The 21,671-nt window shown below is 55.1% G+C and carries 22 protein-coding genes; all 22 read right to left on the reverse strand.

Annotation, left to right across the window (positions count from 1 at the left end; translation table 11 throughout):
- Positions 1-83: 83 nt before the first annotated feature.
- Positions 84-644: a conjugal transfer protein TraX gene (gene traX / locus GT753_RS23790; protein WP_160126015.1), complete on the reverse strand. Its 561-nt coding sequence runs from the start codon at positions 642-644 to the stop codon at positions 84-86.
- Positions 634-1,845 (reverse strand): conjugal transfer protein TraW, encoded by a 1,212-nt coding sequence (traW, locus tag GT753_RS23795; protein WP_371732200.1) that lies wholly within the window; start codon positions 1,843-1,845, stop codon positions 634-636. Before traW ends, traX begins: the two co-directional genes overlap by 11 nt.
- Before the next feature lie 9 nt (positions 1,846-1,854).
- Positions 1,855-4,917, reverse strand: a complete 3,063-nt coding sequence (locus GT753_RS23800; protein ID WP_160126017.1) for an ATP-binding protein — start codon at positions 4,915-4,917, stop codon at positions 1,855-1,857.
- Complete coding sequence (locus GT753_RS23805) at positions 4,892-5,506, reverse strand: conjugal transfer protein TraT (RefSeq protein ID WP_072270510.1); 615 nt, start codon at positions 5,504-5,506, stop codon at positions 4,892-4,894. The genes GT753_RS23800 and GT753_RS23805 overlap by 26 nt, the downstream gene beginning before the upstream one ends.
- 107 nt (positions 5,507-5,613) lie before the next feature.
- Positions 5,614-6,000, reverse strand: a complete 387-nt coding sequence (locus GT753_RS23810; RefSeq protein WP_160126018.1) for a DUF6750 family protein — start codon at positions 5,998-6,000, stop codon at positions 5,614-5,616.
- 77 nt (positions 6,001-6,077) lie between these two features.
- Positions 6,078-6,620: a conjugal transfer protein TraQ gene (traQ, locus tag GT753_RS23815; RefSeq protein WP_160126019.1), complete on the reverse strand. Its 543-nt coding sequence runs from the start codon at positions 6,618-6,620 to the stop codon at positions 6,078-6,080.
- A gap of 10 nt (positions 6,621-6,630) precedes the next feature.
- Positions 6,631-7,266, reverse strand: coding sequence for a conjugal transfer protein TraP (gene traP, locus GT753_RS23820; RefSeq protein ID WP_216842813.1), 636 nt, complete (start codon positions 7,264-7,266; stop codon positions 6,631-6,633).
- A 76-nt stretch (positions 7,267-7,342) separates the two neighbouring features.
- Entirely contained in the window at positions 7,343-7,690 is a 348-nt protein-coding gene (locus GT753_RS23825; RefSeq protein WP_060441973.1) for a hypothetical protein, read from the reverse strand.
- Positions 7,691-7,700: 10 nt separating this feature from the next.
- Positions 7,701-9,047: a conjugal transfer protein TraO gene (traO, locus tag GT753_RS23830; protein WP_060441972.1), complete on the reverse strand. Its 1,347-nt coding sequence runs from the start codon at positions 9,045-9,047 to the stop codon at positions 7,701-7,703.
- A gap of 3 nt (positions 9,048-9,050) precedes the next feature.
- Positions 9,051-10,025, reverse strand: a complete 975-nt coding sequence (locus tag GT753_RS23835; protein ID WP_216842815.1) for a DotH/IcmK family type IV secretion protein — start codon at positions 10,023-10,025, stop codon at positions 9,051-9,053.
- Between the two features lie 23 nt (positions 10,026-10,048).
- Complete coding sequence (locus GT753_RS23840) at positions 10,049-10,756, reverse strand: DotI/IcmL/TraM family protein (RefSeq protein WP_080437538.1); 708 nt, start codon at positions 10,754-10,756, stop codon at positions 10,049-10,051.
- 8 nt (positions 10,757-10,764) lie between these two features.
- Entirely contained in the window at positions 10,765-11,118 is a 354-nt protein-coding gene (locus tag GT753_RS23845) for a hypothetical protein (RefSeq protein WP_060432360.1), read from the reverse strand.
- A 26-nt stretch (positions 11,119-11,144) separates the two neighbouring features.
- On the reverse strand, positions 11,145-14,471 hold the full coding sequence (locus tag GT753_RS23850) for an LPD7 domain-containing protein (protein WP_160126021.1): 3,327 nt from the start codon (positions 14,469-14,471) through the stop codon (positions 11,145-11,147).
- A gap of 55 nt (positions 14,472-14,526) precedes the next feature.
- Positions 14,527-14,814: an IcmT/TraK family protein gene (icmT, locus tag GT753_RS23855; protein ID WP_060432358.1), complete on the reverse strand. Its 288-nt coding sequence runs from the start codon at positions 14,812-14,814 to the stop codon at positions 14,527-14,529.
- Entirely contained in the window at positions 14,807-15,982 is a 1,176-nt protein-coding gene (gene traJ, locus GT753_RS23860; protein WP_160126022.1) for a plasmid transfer ATPase TraJ, read from the reverse strand. The genes icmT and traJ overlap by 8 nt, the downstream gene beginning before the upstream one ends.
- Positions 15,975-16,787, reverse strand: coding sequence for a type IV secretion system DotC family protein (locus GT753_RS23865; RefSeq protein ID WP_160126023.1), 813 nt, complete (start codon positions 16,785-16,787; stop codon positions 15,975-15,977). Before GT753_RS23865 ends, traJ begins: the two co-directional genes overlap by 8 nt.
- Entirely contained in the window at positions 16,784-17,248 is a 465-nt protein-coding gene (locus GT753_RS23870) for a DotD/TraH family lipoprotein (protein ID WP_160126024.1), read from the reverse strand. The genes GT753_RS23865 and GT753_RS23870 overlap by 4 nt, the downstream gene beginning before the upstream one ends.
- Positions 17,249-17,350: 102 nt before the next feature.
- Positions 17,351-18,427 (reverse strand): acyltransferase, encoded by a 1,077-nt coding sequence (locus GT753_RS23875; protein WP_160126025.1) that lies wholly within the window; start codon positions 18,425-18,427, stop codon positions 17,351-17,353.
- 79 nt (positions 18,428-18,506) lie between these two features.
- Entirely contained in the window at positions 18,507-19,859 is a 1,353-nt protein-coding gene (pilV, locus tag GT753_RS23880; RefSeq protein ID WP_253718563.1) for a shufflon system plasmid conjugative transfer pilus tip adhesin PilV, read from the reverse strand.
- Complete coding sequence (locus tag GT753_RS23885; RefSeq protein WP_094887944.1) at positions 19,856-20,524, reverse strand: A24 family peptidase; 669 nt, start codon at positions 20,522-20,524, stop codon at positions 19,856-19,858. Before GT753_RS23885 ends, pilV begins: the two co-directional genes overlap by 4 nt.
- Entirely contained in the window at positions 20,524-21,009 is a 486-nt protein-coding gene (locus GT753_RS23890) for a lytic transglycosylase domain-containing protein (RefSeq protein ID WP_094887943.1), read from the reverse strand. Before GT753_RS23890 ends, GT753_RS23885 begins: the two co-directional genes overlap by 1 nt.
- A 54-nt stretch (positions 21,010-21,063) precedes the next feature.
- Entirely contained in the window at positions 21,064-21,654 is a 591-nt protein-coding gene (locus GT753_RS23895; protein ID WP_094887942.1) for a type 4 pilus major pilin, read from the reverse strand.
- Between the last annotated feature and the right edge of the window lie 17 nt (positions 21,655-21,671).

The following is a 21,671-nucleotide window of genomic DNA, read 5'->3' on the forward strand; positions in this document are numbered from 1 at the left end:
GTTATGGCCCCGGCGGATCGCTGGGTAGAAGGCAGGGAAGGAAATGAGGCGTCAAAGGAAATAACGGCGATGTACTCCCGTTATCAGCGCCAACATCCCAATGACACCGTTTGCCGGCAACAGCGGTTTTCCGACCGAAAATCCTCGAACGTGCCCTTTTCCTCTTCGCTGACACGCCGGGTAGAGAGTTGCCACAGACGATACGTTGCGATCAGCGCCTTGACGTAGCCCGCCGCCCCTAACAGCACCAGGATCAATGCCGCGATCGTCGCTCTCAGCAAGATGGCGCCGGGCAAAGTGGTGAAGCTCGCCAAAAGCATCAGCGACAAAATCAAAGAAAGCCCGCCGCAAACGAGCATCAGGAACCACCAAAATGCCCGGATACGGACATAGTTGGCGCGAAGCTGCTCAATCGGAACCCCCGCCGCCGCCACCGCTTGCGCCCAGGTCAATGGTTCACGTTTAACCTGCTGACGAGCACGAATCATCGCCCGTGCTCTCGCCAGATTATTCAATATCGGCCGGACGCCGCTGCGGTAAATCACCCCAAGATCAGAGAGGGGGTTAACCAATGCCACCCCCACTTTTCCTACACGCCGCCACGAAGAGGCGGCTGGCTTCTGCTTACCATGCTCAGTTTGCATTTGCGGTTACTCCTGCGCTCATCTGATTAGACAACTGCTGAAGCTGCGGCGCATATTGCGCTTTGGCCGTCATGGCCAGCTGCTGCCCCGCAATCACGTTCGCTTTTCGCAATTCGTTTTTAATGCCCAGCTGTAGCCAGTTGCCCAGGCTCTGGACACGTACCAGCTCCCGCGTCAGGTTATCGCCACTCATTGCCTGCAAGTCAGTTTCATAAGCGGTATTGGCGTATCGCCGGCCAACCTCGAACGCCTCATATTCCCGTTCGCTCATCACCCCGGACTTCTGTGCCTCCGGACTCGCCGTCGCCGAAAAATACTGGCTGGCCGACGGGCTTTGTAACGACTCACCCAATGCCTCACGGGTTGCGGGGTTAGGCTGGCTGGCTGCAATCAAGTCCAACTGGGGCTGCGAGGCCGCGCTCTGTATTGACTTATATTGTGTCAGCAACCCCTGATACTCGCGGCCAGTAGCCGATTGAATGTCCCCCTTACCCGGCGTGCGCCCAGCATCATGACGGGACGAGTTTTTCATGTAAGCCATCGCCGCATCGACCTGTTCCTGATTGAAGGTCAGATCAGGTGCTTTACCGACAGCGCCCGCACCATCCATCAGGGAACGCAACTCAATATCGCCGCCGGGCAACGGGGAGACCTGTGGGCAAAGATCCGTTCCCCCGTAGGTTGCCGCTTCTTCTGCCGTACAGTACGCCGCATGCACAGCCGCACTGCGATAACCACCTTGACGGGGAGCCACAGGAAGAGATGCCACACTCTTGCGAACCATGGCGCTGCTGACACCGCCGCCGCCGGACAGCCTTGATGCGCTGGAGCGTGTCTGCTTGCTGACCTGCGTAGCCATACCGGAAGCCGACTCGCTGCAGATACTGTCCGTTACCGTAAAGCTGTCACGAGCGCGCTCCAGGCGCTCTGTCTGACGGCCAAAGATATCGGCCTCTCGCTGCGCGCGTGCCGCTTCAGTCACTGCCGAGACTTGCTTGTCACTGGCCTGTACGATAGCGGTACCTATCTGGGTTTCCGTTGTGAGGATCTCCGCCAGCGTGGCATTGATAGTGCCCATCGCCGGCATCACCTGCATTTCAATCGGCGCACTGCCGGACACATAAACGGTATACGCGGCCGCGGGTTGGCTCAGTCCGAGACTGACCGCCAGCGCGACCACTGTCGCAGAATATTTCATGATTTTTCTCGCTTAAATGTGATAGCCGCGTTTGGCAATAAGCTCTGAGACAAGTTGACGCGTAACATTGCCGGCATCGACATCGCCAGCCTGCTTTCTTCGCAGTTCGATCAACTTCTCCGCAGTACCCTGCGGAAAAGCTTCGGCCAGAATGGCGCGCGCCGTTGACCCACCAACCTGCTCGTACAACAGGCGCCGGAGCGGACTGTCTATCGGTGAAGAGTTCAGCGCCCACAGCTCAAGCGGCCCGAGTGCATTTTTCAATATTCTGGCGAGCGTGCCACCGCCCTTGATACGAAAGATGCCCAGGAAAGGCACGCCACTCCCGTCGGGCGCTGGGCCTGTGCCGCAGCGCTGGAAATTACGCAGGGTAACCTTAGGCACCTTGAAGCGGTCGACCAGCAGCGCTTCATCATCCGGATCGACTTCCATCATAAACAGTGAGTTAGCCGAGCGGAGGATGGCGTCAGGGAAGTCGCGCATATACTGGGAGGACAACACGGTGCGAACCCCGAACTTACGTTGTTCACGGTCCTGGGTTTCCAGCATCGGGAAGATAAAAGGCACTTTCTTGGCGTTATGCAGCTCGTCATACCCCTTTGTCTTCACCTCCTGATCCAGCTGTTCCAGTCGCTCGATATGTAATGCGTGATAACGCTTATCGACCGCGGCCAGTAACGCGTCTCGGTACTGAGGCAAAACAAAGTCACCGCCAGCCACCTGCCCGGCAAACAGGAACATGATCCCCGTTTTGAGGTGCCCCTCTTTACTGTCGTCGCCCATGACGTTGTTGAGATCAATGGCAATAACCCGGGTGCGGGGGTTAATTACAAATTGTGTGCGCCCAGCCAGCATCTTGAAGTCACCGACCGCGTCGTTCATGCAACGGAACAGATAATCCAGCAATTTTTCCTGGCTACCGTCACGCTGGATCTCGCCATAAGCACTTTTAATCTCATCGAGGTTCAAGATCCGGGTCATATCCGACAATTCAGGCACGGCCTGGAACTGCGCCAGCTGGGCCTCCCGAACGTACCCGCCTTCGAACAACAGGTCGCGAACCTCATACCACACCGCTTTCTCCCACCAGTCCGCATCGAACCGCTCGAACAGCCCTAGCTTATCCAAAGCCTCGTCAACACACGCCAGCCCCGGCAGTCCGCGACTATAGAGCTGAGCACCGCTGGTTTCAGCATTGATAGAATAGGCTTTACTGATAGCACGATTGAGAATTTGACGAGTATCCCGCGCGTTCGGCGGTATTCCGGTCTCTGGATCGATACACATGGCAGTCAGCATGCTGAGTATCCAGTTGCGCTCAGGAGGGATCGGGTACCGTGCCCCCAACTGAATATCAAACAGGTTCCGGCAATGCGCCTTGTCGTTTTGCAACACTATGCCGATCACTTCATCTTTCCGCTCAGGAGGTAAACTGTCCCGCAGCAAAGCAATCTGCCCCTGCATCGAGAACCCCTTATCTACGCCGGCAAAAAACGGCAGATTTTGCTGGGCACTGGTGATTTGAATATTACCCAGGGCATTAAGTAATACCGATTTACCCGTACCAGGTGAACCCGATACCAGGCTGGTCAACTTGTTCTGCTTACTGGTGGCCAACCCCACAGGGTAGAGTTTGCCATCCAGCGTAGGGAACAGTGCGTTGCCATCGTCTTCCCAGGCAGAGGCCGGGCGCGTCAGTGGGGCCAGATTCAGCGCTTCGGATAGCGGCGGATACAGTGGATTAGGACCGCTGCCTTTGCTGGATGCCACTAAAGTGGAAACCCAGGCACGAACGGGATCGCCGAAGGTTTGTGTCACCTCGCATACGCCCCAGGACTGGAAAGCCTGTGTCAGTAGCGTCAAATTACGGGTCACCGCCTGCGGGCTGTCCCCCCAGGTGGCCGCCGTTATCGTCATCACGCAGACCGGTTCATTTCTATCAACCTGGGTGAGTGCTGCAATGGACTTCCAAATCGGTCGCAATGTCGGTACGAACGCCATAAAGTCGAGCGTCCCTTTTTTGACGCCCAGCGCAGCCATCCCGCCAGGCATCACATCCATGCGAACCCGCCAGGGCACCGCGCGCGGTACCAACGCTTTAAGATGTGCAAACGACTGAGGGGTTTGCGGCCCAAGAACGACAGACAAGGTGCCATGCCACACGCCATTAATGCGCAACATATTGCCCTGTGGGTGAACATCCTGATTCATCAGCTGGAAGTTCAGCCAAGGCGCCAGGAATGGCGTATGGTCTTCACCATCACGTACGCCATGCGGCATGATAGGATCATCCGGCAACAACGGCCGCCAGTGTTCGGAGGTGCCGGCGCGATCAACTTGTTCGCGTAAGGCATGACCAACTGAGTGCGCGTCCAGGCGGCTCAGCAGTACACCTTCCCCGTTGTCCTTCAGCGCCGTTTCTATACCGCTGAGAAAGGCGTCATGCCTGATTTTTTGCCCCACCATCTCCGCCAACACCGGATTTTGGCCAAAACGCGCATCCGGGCTTTTCTGGATAAGTGCCTTGAGGCGTTTGTTTTCGTCCATCAGTTCGTGAGCTGACAACGCCTTGCGCCCGGTATAACACACCAGATAGCAGCGTTCTCGTGACACCCAGGGGCTTATTTTGGCCACCCGCTCATCGAGAATTTCCTTCAGTGCAATACCGGTACGCCGAATGGAGCGGTATTGAGGTGCCATCAGGCGTCTGACCTCTTCTTCCCCGCGCGAGGGATCATCCTCGTAAACCAGACTGAATTTATGACCATGCCGTCGATATACCGCATTCAGCGATTCGGTCATGCGTTTGATACGCCCCATCCAGGAAAACGGCGCATCAGGGGGGGCAGTTTCATCGGTGTCGCAAAAGCTGCCGGCGACGGAGAAGGCCGAACAATAGTCGCCGTCATCGGTCACCAAGATATAGGGGGCCTCCAACTCAGGGTGGCGTATACGGTCGTCATCTGTCAGGCGGATCACCGTCTGCAAATCACAGTAGTCAGGTAAATCCCGCGACACGGCAAAGCGGGATGTTGCAGTAATTATCTCTTCAATCCAGCGGATCGGGCTCAGCATACAAATCACTCCGGCGGTAAGTAGGCAAACACCAGCTCGTTAAGGCCTGCGTCGCTGTTTTACCTTCTGGCAATAACAGCGACAGATCATCGAACACATCAGGTGGGAATACGGGTACGCAGCCAATGAGGCGTTGTTGCAAGCGTGCCCGCTTGCCCGGTGGCAATCGCAACATGGCGGCAGCAAACTCGCCGACGCGCGCCGTTCCCCATGCCCCTTCCACTTCGCGCGCATGGAGCACCATCCAGCGCCACAAACGTTTTCCCTCACGTTGCTGCGCGCGATTGCCGGCAATCATCGCCAGCAAAATCTGACGCTGCAGATGAAGGGCATTCGTCAGAGACGTGCCTGGAAGCCAGACCAGCCGGGCATGCGCTGCGGTGGGGCTGTCGAGATGTCCGGTGAGATAGCACAAGGTGCATACCGCATGGGGTTCATCAAACCCTGCTCGGGCCCCCTGCCACAGCCTGCGAATATGCAGGCCGCAACATTGACAACGTGAACCTTCCATCTGCAGCGGCAACGGTGTTTGGGGATCGCCGCTGATATCCAGCGACAATGGGGTCGGCATTAACTGAGCGCTAGTCATGGCGGCATCTCCACCAAATATCGACCGGGGCATCACCCGAAATATGTCGCTGTGCCATAGCGTCACTCCATAAAAAAAACGCTCCGGAAGCCCGGAGCGCGTTTCGTTTAACCGACGTTGACCGGCGTCAACCCAACCTGTGTTTGTGCCCGTTTGATAATTTCCGGCACCACGATGAGGCAAACGCCAAACAGGATCGCCCCGATAATATGGGACACTTTAATCTGGGGATTCTCCTTCTTGTTTTTCGCTGCAATCAGTCCCCCAATAACAAATATGCCACCGATAAACTGAGCAATAACAAGAGCAGACTTGAGCCCTGACTTGGCACCTTCGGCAGCCCGATCCGCCATATCAGCAATATCGCCATCGGCGAATGCAGCGACAGGAAGGGCCGCAGCAGCCGCGGATAAAAACGCAATGAATCGCTGACGCAGCCACACTTTGAGGAAATAAACGCGCACGGAAAGGTTCAGCATCATGTCATTAGGCATGATTAACTCCTTGAAAATGAAATTGTTATTTAATGAAGGATGAGAGTGCGCTTACGCGCGGATGAAACCCGGCAGGCTTACAGCATGCCAAGGGATTTTTGCAGGGCATCAAGCAGATAAGGACTGCAGACCATCATGATACCCAGCGTGAATTTCAGGCTTCCGGTGGAAACGTCCTGGCTGGCCGATAACCCCGTATGCCCATCTTTAAGTGAGCGGCGCCAGGTCAACATCCCCTGCAGCGCAATATAAACGCCAAATACGCGGATCAGCGTCAGCATGGCGTTCGCGGCATCGGCCGCCACGCCAAAGGTACCGACATCCACATAGCTGATGGCGTCGAAGGTCGCCCCCTGCCACCCCACCTGTCTGGCGGCAGCCCCGATCATTTGACCTAACCCCGCCAGCCCGCCGCACAGCAGCAACCAGGCGATAACCTTCCCTCCACCGGCGGCCTGCCCCGGCGACTTGCGCGAAGCACTGGCGTGGTGGGCCAGAAAAGTTATCGCGCCCACCACGGCAAACAGCATGGCTAGCGTAAACCCCAAACGGGTAAACGCCCCCTGCACGTTATGGGCAAGATTAACCAGCAGCTGGATAGCATCACTTCCGTTAGGCATAACATTTACCTCACTTCAGTACGCCTGCGCTGGTGCTGACTTCACGCGCCTGCGCATCTATGCCGGTGATCGTCACTCGCCCAAGCCGATCGCCCGCTTTGACCGCCCAGGTTTTACCCTGCCAGTACACCCACGCCATGCCATTTTGCACCGCATCAAGCCGCATGCCGGCAAGCGCAGAACGTGCCCGAGGAACCGCACGGTCGTTAACCTGCGACACCACGGCTACGGGCTTTGCTTCAAGCACGGACAACCGGACAAGCAGTTGGTTGTTCTGCGCCTGCAGGTCTGCCATTTGCTGTTTCATCGCGGCCAGCGCGGTACTCTGCGTTTTAACCGTATCCGACAAACGGGAAATCGCCGTGCGGTTGGTTTCAGCAAAAGAACGGACACCACCGACCATGGTAGCGACGTCGTTTTGCAGTTGAACCGCATCCGCGCCCCCGGCAGGCACAACGGGTGCCAGCGACACTGGCGCCGGAGATTGCACATACTCAGATTCACTAAATGCTTCCGGCGTCGCTGCCGATCCGCCATCACCACCATTCAAATAAGGGGCAAACAGATAAGCCGCAAACAGTCCCAGTGTAAGAACGGCCCCAGCCAGCCAGGGCAGCGTGAGGCCAAACAGCAACTTACGTTGCATTAAGCCTGGCCTGGCGGGCATAGGATGTGTTGGCGGAGATTCAGGCGGGGTGGATACTGTCGGGGTAGTTGAAAATTCACTCATATCTATTCTCCCGAGTAATCTTCTGGACCAGATGCTCATGTGCACACTCTGCGGCTTCCGGCCACGGGTTCATCGACGCCGCTTGCTCGAGGTTTACGCTGGGCAGGCCGTTGAAGTAACTCTCGAGCGCAACGCGCCCCTTTTCAAACCGATGATCGGTATGCATAAGACGGTACAACTCGGACACCCTATCTGAAGATACCCAGTCCTGAAGCAACCTGGGGGATATCACGTCAGGCTCACAGGCGTGCAAGCAGGCCAGCGCACAGTTCAGCGCCTGCCGAAGTTGACCTTCATTTAGCTGTTTTCGAGTAATGCCCGGATCAATTTTTCGTGCCATGGGATAGCCCTTATTGCTGTTGCAGCCTGCGCTGCGCTTCGATTCGTGCCTGTGTTTGTGACCGCCAGTCACTCTCTGTCCGCGGCATGCTTTCCGTCGGTGTCACCACCGGTGATGTGACCATGGGCGCCGCCGTTGTCCCCGCGTTGACCGCATCGGTTGAGTAAACCCCGCGCATGAACTGGATCGCGACCACCTGTTGCTTATCGACAAGGACCTGTTTCGGCGGTAACCGTGCCGCATCACTGCTCAGCACGTTTGCCGCTTGGCTGGCGGCGCCGCCGGCAATAACACCGGCGACGGCTTTACCATCCGGGGTACCCGGCCGCGTCGTCACCGCATTGAAGCCGTTCGTTACCACCTGCGTATTGGCTTGCGCATACATCTCGCCGATACCGCCGATCCCCTTCATCACCGCCGGCAATACTATGCGCGAGAAGTAATGGTTATTGACGTGGGAGGCGACGCTCGGCACCAGGCTCTCATCATTCAACGCATACGCGTCAACCTGATAATTGACGCCCCCAAAGGCCATTTCGGTGAAGTGGATCACGACACCATCTCCCGCCAACTTCGCGCCGGTGGGGGCTTTAAGTACCGCGCCGGCATAAGGCCCCGATACAAACTTCCCCAAGACCGGCGTCGTGCTGTTATCCGAATCCACACCGATATCAATCACCCCCGGTCCGCGCCAGTAGGGAGGGATGACCACAGAAGGCGTGACCGGTGAACCTCCCTGACCGGCATTCAGCGAAGCCGTTTGCACCGATACGTTGCCTGGCAAACTGGCACTCCAGCTGCCAAAGCCCGAAACATCATCACCGCGTCCTCCGGGTGCATTACCCTCCCCACCGCCAAGTGCCTGAGCCAGTTGTATACCGGCGGGTGGTGTTGTCGAATCCGCTTGCGGCGTCATCTGTGCCAGTAACGCATCCAGCGCTTTCTGACGCCGCTCGTCCTGGCGTTGCCTGTCAGTATCGGCCTGACGTGAGTCGCTGCGTCCCTGCCGGACAGAGGGGGCTACCGATGGTTTTCGCGCATTTGCAGCCTGTGAAGGCAGCGTCACCGGCTCCTGCTCCAGCGGGATAGACGCGATAAAGCTGCTGTTGCGTTGCTGCGCGGCCGTCACGCCTTCCTGGTTATACTGGCGCAGTAGCTCTCGATACGCCGGTGTCTCAGCCCCTTTATTGTGTACCGACGCCCCGACGCGATTGATATCAACCTGGGATGGCGCCGGCGGAGGAGTCGCCAGCCAGCTCCAGAGAAAATAAGTCCCCCCCACCAACGCCACCACGGCAGAGGCCACCAGAGTCAATGTCAGTTTTTTATCCCTTCCTGCATCATTTTCACTCGCCATGTCTTACTCCAGAGCAATGTTCAGCGCGGTGGTTTTTCCCATAACGGAAAACGTCACATAAGGCGTTACCGGCAACTTCCACAGGTGAGTGCCATCGGCAGAGGAAAGCGTCGCTTCAAACTCATCACGAATATCGGCGCGCGATCGGATGTACAAATCATCCCCCAGTTGCCATACCGTCGTGTCCGGTACGCCCCCCGTCACTTTGAGCCGCCGCGCCTCTTTAGGCGGTATGCCGTCAAGGAAGGTCTGCAGCGTACTGTCATGCAGGCCAATGCGACTTTCCGGGATCGCTGTCGCTTTGGCAGCTGGGCCGCGCCGTGGAACACGCATATCGAGCCGGCTGTCTACTGTCCAGGTTTTGGCATCCGTATCCGGTTCGCCGCTGGTGACGTTCAGCACGATGGGCACGGACAGCCCACTCAGATAAACGGTGATATTGCCGCTGACAAAAGGTTGCTTGGCATAGACCACCATTACCAGGCTGTCAGGCACCCAGTAAATCTGGAAGGCCGGATTACCGCTGATCGGCGCTGCACCCAATTTCCAGGGAGCACCGGTGCTGTCGATAAACGTCAGCGAACTGGGGTAGTTCATTGCCGTTCGCACCAGGGGCAAACTGGCCCCCGGCGCCAGGTCGACGGTCAGCGCGCTGATGCGTGGTACCACCGCCACGGGAGGTGATGTCATCGCCCGGTTCACCTCGGACTGACGCGCCCGCAACTGCCGGATCTCATCCGGCGTCAGTGGAGATACGGCCTCCTCAGCCTGGGCATACAACGGTGAAGGCGGGGGCAGTGGATCGTTACCAGATAATCCGGCGCCATTCGGTAATGGTGGTTCAGATATCGGCCTCGCTGCCGGTGCCGCCGGCACCGCAGCCGTGGGCGCCTGACTTTGTGACCAACCCGACGGCGCAGAGGCAGCGGGTGCCTCTGCCCAGGCCGGCGCCGTCATCAGCGCCAGCAAAGTGCACATAAGGGTATTTTTCATGGGGAACCTCAGTTGGCGTTTGTCGAAATCATTTGAGTGACTTCAAGTCCCGCCGGCTTTTCCTGAACATCGGCGCGCTGGATGCGCAGAGTGAAGATAAAACGTTGGGCCGGCGTGCTGGTTTGCTGGCCATCAAGCTTGAGGGTAACCGGGTACTGGAATTCCCAGGTAAAACGATCGCCAAGTAACCCTTTGCTGCGTATGACGCCAGGCGCCACATCAACCGACAGGTTCATCCGCTGATTTTTCACTGCGGCAAGGATGTTTGACGATGTCAGGGCCCTGTTATAGCCCTCAAACCCCTGGTCGTTAAAACGCGGCTCCACGCGCGTCATCTGTGCGCGATAGTGAACAAAATCAAGCGTAAAGCCTTGACGTAAAGTATCGGCGCCAAATGCAGCGACATCCTCCGAGCTAAACGCCGGAATGTTTGTCGGTTTGGCAGGCGTCAGCCGCCCTTGCTCAGTTGCAAAGTATTTGACCGGGGGGTGTGCAACCTGCCACCCCAGATACCCGTTGAGGGAAAGTGACAGCACCAATGCCACGCACAACCACACCACGACGTTCAGGCAGCGATGAGCAAAAGCCGCGCCCAGCTCACGCTGGCGCTGCATGGATAGGGCGTGTGCAAAGGCACGCGTCTCATCGTCTGATGCCGGGGGTGCCATGTTCGGCGCCAGTGCCGCCTCGGCAGAACTCTGTTCTTGCGTTTGCATGGGTCTCCTTAACGCCCTGTGAACTCTTGCCACGGGTCAATGGTGCCGGGGATGTAGTCGTTGATCTTGTCAACGGCCGCCTGACAGACCTTCTCGGACACCTGGTTCATGATGTCGGCAAGGCTGGGGAACGTGGGCAGTTGGATAGTGGTTGTACGTATCCGCGACAAACAATCCTGTAACTGGTCAGAGGCATTCTGTTCTCGCGACGCCCAGGCTTCGGCGGCCCGTCGAGCCTGCTCATAACCGGCTTTGCTGCCGGCTTCAGCCGCAGCCCCCGCACGGCAGGTGGAGGCAAAACTGGTAGCCGGCAGACAGCACAACGCCGCAAGCAGTGCGGCGCACACGCTTTTTTTAAACATAAAGAGAGTCCTTTGCGGTCAGTGAGTTATATCGGGCGAGGGTCGCCCGGCTGCGCCTTTGGCGCTGCCGCCGGCGCGGCCTTTGGGGAAGCGTTCTCATCGCGCCAACGTTCGTCAAAACCCAGTCGGGAATGAAACGCGGGCGGTAAACTGGCAGGAGCATCCAGTTTGCCAATTCGAACCTGGCTATCGCCTTCCAGCTTGAAGGCGATGTTCTCGCGAGGTACGGGCTGGCCACTGCTGCGGTTGATCCCATTCCCACAGCCTACAGGTCTCGCCCCCTCAGGGGTGATCGTGTTGAACACCATGGGAGGCGCATCCTCTCGGCCAGGTAACGTCACCAGCACATGCTGATATTCTCCCTGATGGCGAACCACCCCCTGCAGATATGGGCCATCGCTGCGCACCAGGTATAGATCAAGATGACCATCCTGCGTCCAGCTGCTGGCAACCGGCTCTCCCGCCCCCTTATCCATGGATGGCCGCGGTGCAGATAGCACATCACCGGGTGTTTGACTGCCCTGCCCATCTGGCCGCAGCCAGTACACCCCTTCCTGAGGCGCTGCCGGCGGTGGCATATCAAGACGCAGCTGGTTGATGATGGCCGACTGGATTTTGGCAAATCTTGCCGCATCAAATGCCGCCAACTTGACCCCATCATCCTGACCGGTACGTACCGTATCACCCCCGGTAGGGGTCAAAGACCACTGATTGCGATGCGCTGTTTTTGACTCAAAGTGGGTAACCACCCCCTGATCGTCTTTCTGCGGAACCTGCACGGTTACGGCTTCTTTCCCCAACCAGGTAAGCGTGGCCATACGACCGGGCTGGATACGGGTTTCACGTATTAGCCCCGCCAACTCCTTACCCCAAAATGTTTGTTTTCCCTCCCGTGTCCGCAGCGTAATGAACGAGCTTTGTGATTCTCCGGGTTCAAAACGGAAAGGGGCGGTACCACATTTGAGGACTTTGCCGGTGACACCCGCCGCCGCGGCTTTGTAGCTTTGGTGAATAGCGGCAGGAATACCGCTGTCAGGCTGGGCGGCATTCTCTTGCTGCCTGGCTGCTGGATGATTCCGCGTCTCAACAACTGGCTCAGCTTCTTGCGGTGCGGCGGGCGGTGTGGCGGGCGGTGTGGCAGCTGCAGGGCCGGAATGTTGCACCGGCGATGTAGCCGGTTGCGATGCGGGGGAATTTTCCGGCATTGGCACGGCATCACCGGTGACAGCGTCACTAACTGGCACTGGCGTAGCCAACTTTTTCCGCGCATCTTCCAACATGGCCTGCTGGGCAGGGACCTTCATCGTCACATTGATTTCATGCCGGGCAATCAGGGCGATCGCTTTTTCCTGAAAAGCGTCACTGCCGGTCAATTCAATACGGCCACGGTAATACTGTGCCGCGGTCAACAACGCCGCCAGTACCTTCTCATCGCTTTGGCTGGCCCCCTCCGCCATATCCAATCGGGAGCCCCGATCGATGAACGCGGGTTCGTTATCCAATTTGTAGAGAACCGCATTGTCCCCCTGCTTTTCCCATGACAACCGCTGAAGTAACGCATCCTTGTCTATCAACGCCACATCAGGATCAGCCGCCTCGCTGCTCGGACGTGGTGGCCCCACCCAGATTGCATCGACTGTTGATGATTTCTGAGCCTGTTCGGACTCCGAATGATGGGCCCATTGTGACGCCGGTATGGCATTTTCTAGCTGAGGTTCACTGTGTTGGCGAGACGGCACATCCTCCAGGTCACTGACCGTATCGGATGGTATCTCCCGTGTTGGTTCAGCCGCCTCAGGAATCGGTGCAATGTGTTCTGCAGCATCAACCGGTGCTGGTTCTGGCGCACTTCCTTCAGGATTAAGCCGTCCTGCCAGAGAAATAGGCGTGTCGCCGGAACGATCGGCTACATCAGAAACCACAGAGCCTTCTTCAGGTTCGGCGCCCATATCAGGTAACGGTACGCCAGATGTCTCGGCTTGCGCGGCCCAGGACGCATAATCGTTAATATCGATCGGCGTTTCATCGACTACGGGAAGGTGATCCACAATCGGCTCAACAGGCCCGACATCGGCCTGAATAGAGGGCGGTTCTGTCGGCATCGGCGGCACTGCTTCAACCGGTGCAAACGGTGGTTCTTCCGGAATGGGCAGCGGAGCGCCATCGGATGGATGGTTCATTTTTTCTCTTTCCTCTTGGATAATATCCAGTGCACGGGCAATGTTGGCGGTCACGAGCAAACGTAGCCCATCCAGCCCTCGCGACTGGTGAAGGTCATTGAAATCGGTCAGCCCCAGTTTTTTTTCTGCATCAGTAAAATCAGGCACAATTGCAGCACCGTAAGTCACTGATGACGCAGCCTGAGTAGCCATCATCACCCCTTTGTTCACCTTCTTTGCATGATCCAAATCGGCAAGGAAGATATGTGGGGTATCGGGATAACGCGCGTGCAGTACGTTGGCAATTGCGGCCATGTTGCCGGCATCAATGGTCATTACGACCGGCTGGCCAGTAGCAAGATTCAGGCTTCTGGCCGTGGCATACCCCTCGGCATACAACACAGGGGCGTCAGGCGTTAGCGGGCCGCCCACCACCAAGAAATTCCCCTGCTTTGGCGCATCGCTGTAAAGCCGCTTATCGCCGTCAGGCGTGATGTACTGCAAGGTGCGAAATTCACCCTCAGCATTAAAAAACGGCACCACCAGGGCACCGTTTTGAGTTTGTCGCAGCTCCGGCGTCGGGGATATCCCCTTTCGCACCAGATAAGGATGGGCAGGGTCTGCGCCCGGAAGCTTGTCGTATAGCGCCTGCGCTTTCGCCGTCTGTCGGCGGTAATTGGCCTCTCGCGCCCGTTCAGCGTCATCGTGCGCCTGGCGAGCAGCTGCTCGAATGTGGAGCCGGGCAACGGGATCGGCTTCTGTTCCACTGGCTTTCCAATTCGTGACAGACTTTTCCGTCTCAGCCCGGTGATAGTTGATGAACCAACCGCCGGGGCGCCGATCAAGGAACCCGCGATAAACACCACTTTTTTGCCCCTTCTTATCCTCCAGTGTAGCGACGCGATGCCGTTTCCCATCCATCACCGGCAACCCTTTCACGATTAACCCCGCCTGCGTAAGGGCATCGTGAAATTCTGCCTGGGCATCACCGCCGCCAGTGCTGATGGTCTTGTCGGGTAACCAAGCCTTCACGCGCTCGATATCACACCCCGGTCGCGCATACCACAGAACCGCATCTTTATCCCAGGCCAGCGCCGAACGGCCATCATCAAGTAGCCCTGCGGCTTTGCGAGCCTTCTCGCGTTCTTCGTGACGCACCGCCAACCAAAGACGATTTTTGGTTTTTTCTCCCATTATGATCTCCTCGACTTCGATACCTCTCCCGGCACCCTAAAGGCCTTTAAGCTAGTCACTCACCTTCAGTAAAACGGCGGTACCACCACGGTCGACCCGACAGCAGTTTTCCACGCAGCAGATAGACCAACCGCGCAATAAGTACCGTCAATGTCCAACCAAAGGCCGACAGAATGCGGAAAAAAATGATGATGCCGCTGATCACATAAATCGTGTCCCAGGTAGGGAAGCGGAACCAGAACAGGTAAAGCAAAAATAACGGGGCCGGAACACCGTAAACATTGAGTTTGCGAGAAGCATTGCGCCAATAGCCCGGTGGCAAAGGTTCCTGCTCATCATGCATGTGAATGACCTCGCTCCAGTTCACGCAACTGATGGCTCGTAAGGGCGACGGCCAACTCGCTGCGTGCGATCCGCCCTTGTAAATACAGCTGCCAGGCATGATCGGCAATGCGTCGTTTCTCTGTCCGAATAATGCCGTCAATGTGTTGGCCCCATTTGACGTATGGCATTTCCGATAGCCTTTCTCGCAAAGGATCATCAAAAATAATGTATTCGCGCACAGCTTGCCGTTTGCCATCAGTTGTCCTTAGCAACTTCTGCACCACGATGTATTGCAGCACACCGAGCATGTCATGCGCGATTGCCTCACGGATCTCCGCCTGGAATAGGTTCAAACAGCGAGGAATGGCCTCTCCGGGGGAGTGAATATGCAGTGTCGATAGGCATAAATGGCCTAGCTGGCCAGCCTGAATTCCTGCTTCCACAGTTTCTCGATCACGCATCTCCCCGACGCCAATCACCGAGGGTGCGCGCCGCAGGTCAGCGCGGATACCCTCAGCAAAATTAGGAACATCACGACGGATCTGCAGCTGAGTCGCCGGCAAAATATCACCGCTCTTACCCAGAACAAACTCTATCGGATCTTCCGTCGTCGTCACTTTCCGGTCAGGATCGTGATCGATACAGTGCCGATAGACCGATGCCAGAAAGGTACTTTTCCCAGAGCCGGTTTCACCGCCAATGAAGGCCAATCCCTTATGAGGCAGAACAACACTGCGCAGGTCATCCTCGATGCCCAACGAATCCAGCTCGGGGATAGCGGTCGGGATGACCCGCATGGTCAGTGCAATAGTCGTATCCAACCGCCCAGCCGTAGACTGCACAAAATTGCAGCGAAAGCGCAACCGTTCACCACGATCCAGACCATAGCGCTGGTACATGTCGCCATCGAGCTGCAGCGCTCTGTCGACTGGATAGCCGCCCCCAGCCGTTGCCCGCACCTCCGGTTCAAAGATCTCGTCAATCAGTTTGGACAGGGTATCGTCAGCCAGCACAAAGGTACTGGCTCGTCTCAATCGACCGTGGTGGCTGACAACCAGGTGATTGCCGCCCTGAATATGGATATCACTGACACTCTGCTTAGCACACCAGACAAAAAACGTTTTAAGTGCATTGCCATCTAGGCCGGTCTCGAAGTTATAGGGAATAAACTCAGTCGATTCAGTCATTTTCTCCCTCTCTGTGTATGACCGGCTTCCATTTCGTCTTATCAGGCACAAATCCAGCGTGCTCCTTAAGACGACGAACTCGATCACCCGTGGTCAACTTGCTGCGATCGCCACTGACGGTTTGTTGCTGGTCAGTCACCACCGGAGAGGTGATATACCCCTGTTGCAACAAGCGTGAGTAAACCAACATGCCGCGATAATCCCGGGTAAGGCGATTGAAATTGGCTTCCAATGTATGATCAGCACTCTCCCGCCCCTCTTCCCATCCCTTTCGTACAGCCGCCTGCCACAGCGCTTTCTGGGCACCGTTGGCCGGAATCACTGCCGCTTCAGGCCCATCAACTGCCGAAGTGGACAAGCCGGCGTTAAGCCAACTCCGCCAGGATGGCGGGTTACTGACAAAACGCTCCGGTGTGAGAATTTCATACACATGCGTAGCGGTTCTTATTTGATTAGGTGTGATATGGGCCACATCCTGCGCTTCACTGATCACCGGTGGTAGCCATCCTTGACGACTGATCAAGGTTCGGAAGTCATATAAGGCATCCAAATTCTTGGCTACAGCATCAAGGGTTTGACGTAACTCCCAGGCACGCTGCGCTTTTCCACCTCGAAACCCCAATGTACGCCCAGCTTCTTCGAGCAGTTGGCGACGGGTTTCCGAAATATCCGACGATGATGGTTGTGAAGGGCTAAGGTAACTGCTCATATCCGGCGGTGCAGACTCTGAAGGGGATTGTGCAGCTGCTGCCTGGCCGCACAGTACGCCATTGACGAAAAGTAGCGTCAGAATGGACTTTTTCATCTACGCCCCCTCGGTTTTTCTGGTTGTAAAAAGACCAGCGTGAGCTGGCCAGGAAACTCATGCAGTGTGGCCCGCCAGGCAGTCTGGACTTCAATCATTCGCAACAGGTTCTGGTAGGTGACGCCGTTTACATGCAGATTGACCGGCAATGGAAGCCGCACACCCGTCCAGTTAAAGGTCAACCCACGTTGTCGGGCCAGATGAGAAAGCAGCTCGACAGCATCGCCATCCCAGTTGAGGGTTACGCGCTGAGAATTGGCACTGATACCTGGAGTAAATAAAGGTGCTCGAACTTGGTTTATCGCGCCGGACAAATACAAATTATTCTGCGCGTTTTGAATCTGCTCAGCATTATATTGAGTGTCCGTATTTTTTAGCGGCATGACTGCGGTACTTTTAGCCGGAAGTTGACATCCATTAAGCACCACAGGCACAAAGAGTAACATGCAATAAAATTTCATGTTTCTTTATCCTGTATATCTGATTTTTCGGTTGATTGGAATTTAGAGCGGAACTCGAAAAAAAAATTAAAGAAAAGGAGGCTTTGCGCCCCCTTTTATTATCTACACAGCCTCATGCTTTACTGTTTCTTTCTTTCTCCGACTCACTGGCCTTTCAATAAATCTATATGACAAGTATGCCAATACGATAGATACAACACATGACAAAGCAAACCTTGGCATACCATCAGCCACACCAATGTCTTCAAACCGTTTACCTATCCCACCATTCATTAGCGTGTGGATGAGATAGAGAGAGAATGATATCTCTCCCAAGGTAATAAAGAAGGCAGGAATACATTTCGTTACAAGCTCATCATTTAATACCACTGCAATAAACAAAATTGACAAATACCATCCTGACATCGTCATCCCATGCCCCCATGACGGGACAAATAGAATGCAGTAGCCTATAACGATTATCGACACAATTAATATTGACATGCGCAACTGGCCATTTAGCTTTTTTGTATAGGGATAAACAAGACCAAAAGCAACACCCACCAAAAACATCCATATGATGGGGTTCGTCATGAGATTTAAGTAAGCTGAATCGAATTGATAACCACTAACATCCAAGGTCGGTGAATGTCCAGCCAACATAGGGAAAACAACCAGACTTAACGAAAACATACCAAACAACAATGGCCATCGGTATTTTGATATCAGACAAACTGCCATAACTAAGTAGAACAACACTTCGTAATTCAGTGTCCACCTAATACCATAGAAACCACTATCATCCACATAGAAGGGGGCATGATTGGCATCGATTGGGGAGAACGTGATTGCACTTATTAAATTACTCACTTTATCTGGATAATGGAACGTGCTCATGGCTCCAGATAAAAGGAAGGTAATTAGCAGAATAATAAAATAGGCCGGAAGTATTCTCCTTGCGCGATGTTTCAAAAACACCCCTGCCGCTGATAGTCCTGGTGTTAGTTTCTTCGCTGAAAGCGTGATGACAAATCCGCTTATTATGAAGAATACATCAACACCAACAGCCCCCCATCCGAATAACTGATCACCCAGATTAGGATAGGAAAGGTTTATATTCCAACGAAAGTGAAATAACATGACAGCAAGCGCTGCCAGTCCTCTCAGCGCTTGGACGCTAGCCAGTTTATCTTGTTTCATGAAGATTCTTTAAATTCAGTGAATTAATAAACCATTATATTACATTGAGTTATGCAATGCCACCCTCAACAACTTCGTATCATTTCGTACAAATTGCAATAGACTGAAAACATGTTGTACGCCATTCATTATTAGGCGTAACTACAATCCAGCTATTTGAAAAGACGTCAGGATAAGCAGCATCAGGGGAGTTATGTGCTGAATCATTAGATGTCCAACGAGACAGTCGATATCCTCCAGAGACTAATTTTGTTCCCGCAGGGCAATAGGCTCTAGCTTCTTTCAGGTTTTGGCATTGCTCATCGCTCGTCACATTAAATGTATCTAACGCCCCCAAGGACTTCCATATGCCATTTTGGCAAGAGAGCAGTACGCCTTCCGGTGTCCTACCTACAAGTCCATTTGGGCCGCATCCCCAACCAGCATTTGCCGTGCCATCAAGCTGCAGATATTCACCGACAGATGCCCGGCCGTCTGCACGAACGCTCCCACCTTTCAGTTGACCGCCGGTATAAATACCTTTGTTATTCACCGAACGAATCCAGTCGTTGTCATCCATGTAAAATCCGCCGCCGTGGTCTTCGTTGAGCCAACCCTTACCATGTTTTGTTACCAACCAGCCGTAATTACTACGAACATCCCCTGCAGCGGCAATTCCACCTCCCGCAACCACACCATCCCGTGATACAACGTTTTGAGCATTTACATTCTGCTGATAATTACCTGTTTGTGCGTTGATATCATTAGCGGCATTCAGGTTGTTCCCCCCCATATCAATCGCAGTATGCATCTTATTAAGATCGGGACGACCGTTAACCTGGAAGCGATACAAGCGATCACTCTCTTCAGCCCCACCTGCCAATACGTCGGACGTCAGGTAAGCGGCCAGGTGTCCACTCTGTCCACTAAGCCCCATACTCGACAGGTTGACCTGCCAGCCGCCGCCGGCACCGTTGGCGATATTGACGGGTTCGATATACCCCCCCAAACCAGACGTGTTCTGAGCGATATAGCGTTGGCCCTTGAACGTAATATTTTGACCGCCGGCGGTCAGAACAAAGGCGACCAGCTTGTCGGTTTGCGAAGGATTGCGTGTCACGGCAAGAATATAGGTTTGGCCGTTATTGTTGGTAAGGGAAAACCCCGCCGGCAAATACCCTTTATCGCGCAGGGTCTGGCCGGTTACCGTGACGTTGCCTCCCCCTTTGACCTGATTCAGCAAGGTGTCGTAGTTATCTTTCACATATCGACGGGCACCCCCGCTTACTGTGCTCAGGTGCGTCGCGGTCACGACCCAGCTCTGTTCTTCTATGTAATTGGAATATCTTTCAAGCCCGATAGGGGCGGCAATCAATACGATCGCCAGAACGATGGCCATAGAAACCAACGCGCCCCCCCGGTTAATACGAGGAGTGGCATTTTCAGCAGTCATAGGGCACCTGAAGAGAGCAATTGAGGAGAGCTACCGGCTACAACTGCCAGTAACACGAATAGCCAGGGAGCATAAGGTTGAGTCTTTTTGTTCGTCAGTAATGCCCCTGCGATAAACAGCAATAATGCACATCCGCTCAGCACGCTGGCGAGCTGCCAGGGAAACCAGGCGCTCAGCGCGGCGATCAAATGCACATCGCCCATGCCGAACCCTTCTTCACCTCGCAGATGCTTGGCGCCGTAGTGAAAGGCATAGAGGAACAAAAACATGCCGATACTGCCTGTAAGTGCCTCAGTCAGGGTAAGTGCACTTCCAGGCATCAAGGTAAACAGCAGACCTGTCAGCCAAAAACCCGAGGTATACCGAAGCGGTAGCCAGTAATTGCGTAAATCGAGCAGCACCATAGGAATGCCCCAGGCCAGCAGCCCCAGAATTTTGACGGTACCTAACCAGGGATGGCCCACAAGGGCCGTTGTTGCGATCAGTGCAGTACCGGTGCCGACGAAAACTATTGTGACGCCTCTGATCTGCCGCCGAGTGAGGGGCGGGCCATCATGTTCAAGCAAGAATTTTTTCGCTCGATGAACCAACGGCTGGGCGCCAATAAACAGAGTGGCGCCGGCGCATACCATCAGCAAAGAGAACTTCAGGAGATACAAAGCCATCAGGCAGCACCTCCTTTCAGTTTCATGTACATCGCATACACTTTGCGCGCGTAAATCATACGCCGCGGACCGTTGTTATCAGCGAATCCGGCATTATAGGAGCCGAGGCATTGCCAATTTACCCCACATTGTTTGAGGTGCTTTGCCAATATCCAGGCCCCGATCTGCACGTTGAGGCAGCTGTTGGTCAGCAAATCCTGCTCACTGCGGATGAGACCCAGCGCACGCAGCTGGGGAATATGTCGGTCATTGATTTGCATCAGCCCGAAGTCACGGCTTGTAACTCGTCCTGTTTTATCGCGATTTTTGCCAATGGCTTGAGGATTTAGGCTGCTTTCGACAGTCGCCATTGAGCGAAGTAATAAAGGGTCAACTTTATAGCGCGCCCCCGCCTCGTTAAAACAGAACGCCTGTGCCGGCAACGAGAATAATAATGCCCAGCCCAGCACCATACAGGCCAGGGCTCGTTGAAAGGAAGACAACATGAGAATGCACTCCAGATGGAGGCCGGCAACAGAACGTTGCCGGCAGGATGGGCATCAGGTGTTGCTGGTAAAGGTAAGGGTGTTCTGACCAACAGATCCTTTATCGGCAGTACACTGCGCCGCCACGGCGCTGGCAGCGATCGCGCCATTCGTCGATGTGCCGTTGACCATGGTGGTAACAACACTCGGCGCCGCACTCAGTTTGGTGGCCAGAGTACTGCACGCCTCTTGAGGAACGGCCGCGTAAGTCAGAGAGAAGGAGGATTTCTGCCCACCGGCCGTTGCCACGGGTTGCACGGTGACAGCCCCCCCCCACAGGTTTTGCAACTTGGCGCTACCCGAGGATTTGGTACCGACAACCGACATGTTGGCCGGCGCCCCCCCGAACTGGATCAGCGCACCGGTCATGGCGTCAGCGGTGGCAAAATTATAGATGCCGGATGTTTTCAACATGGTGCGGGTATTGGTCATTAGCTCCGCAGCATTACTGTACTCTGTGTTGCCATCGTTACGATTAAACAGACCGCCACCTTGTGTGATAGCGACAGCCAATACAGCAAGGACAAGAACAAACCAGATCATTGCTTCAATCATAGTTATTGCCCCACGGTTGACAGCCGAGCGAGTGTTTTGTGTGAGTTCCATTACTATTTCCTTTAGGT

Source organism: Serratia sp. Z4 (assembly GCF_009900725.1).
In the GTDB taxonomy this organism is placed as follows: Bacteria; Pseudomonadota; Gammaproteobacteria; order Enterobacterales; family Enterobacteriaceae; genus Serratia; species Serratia nematodiphila.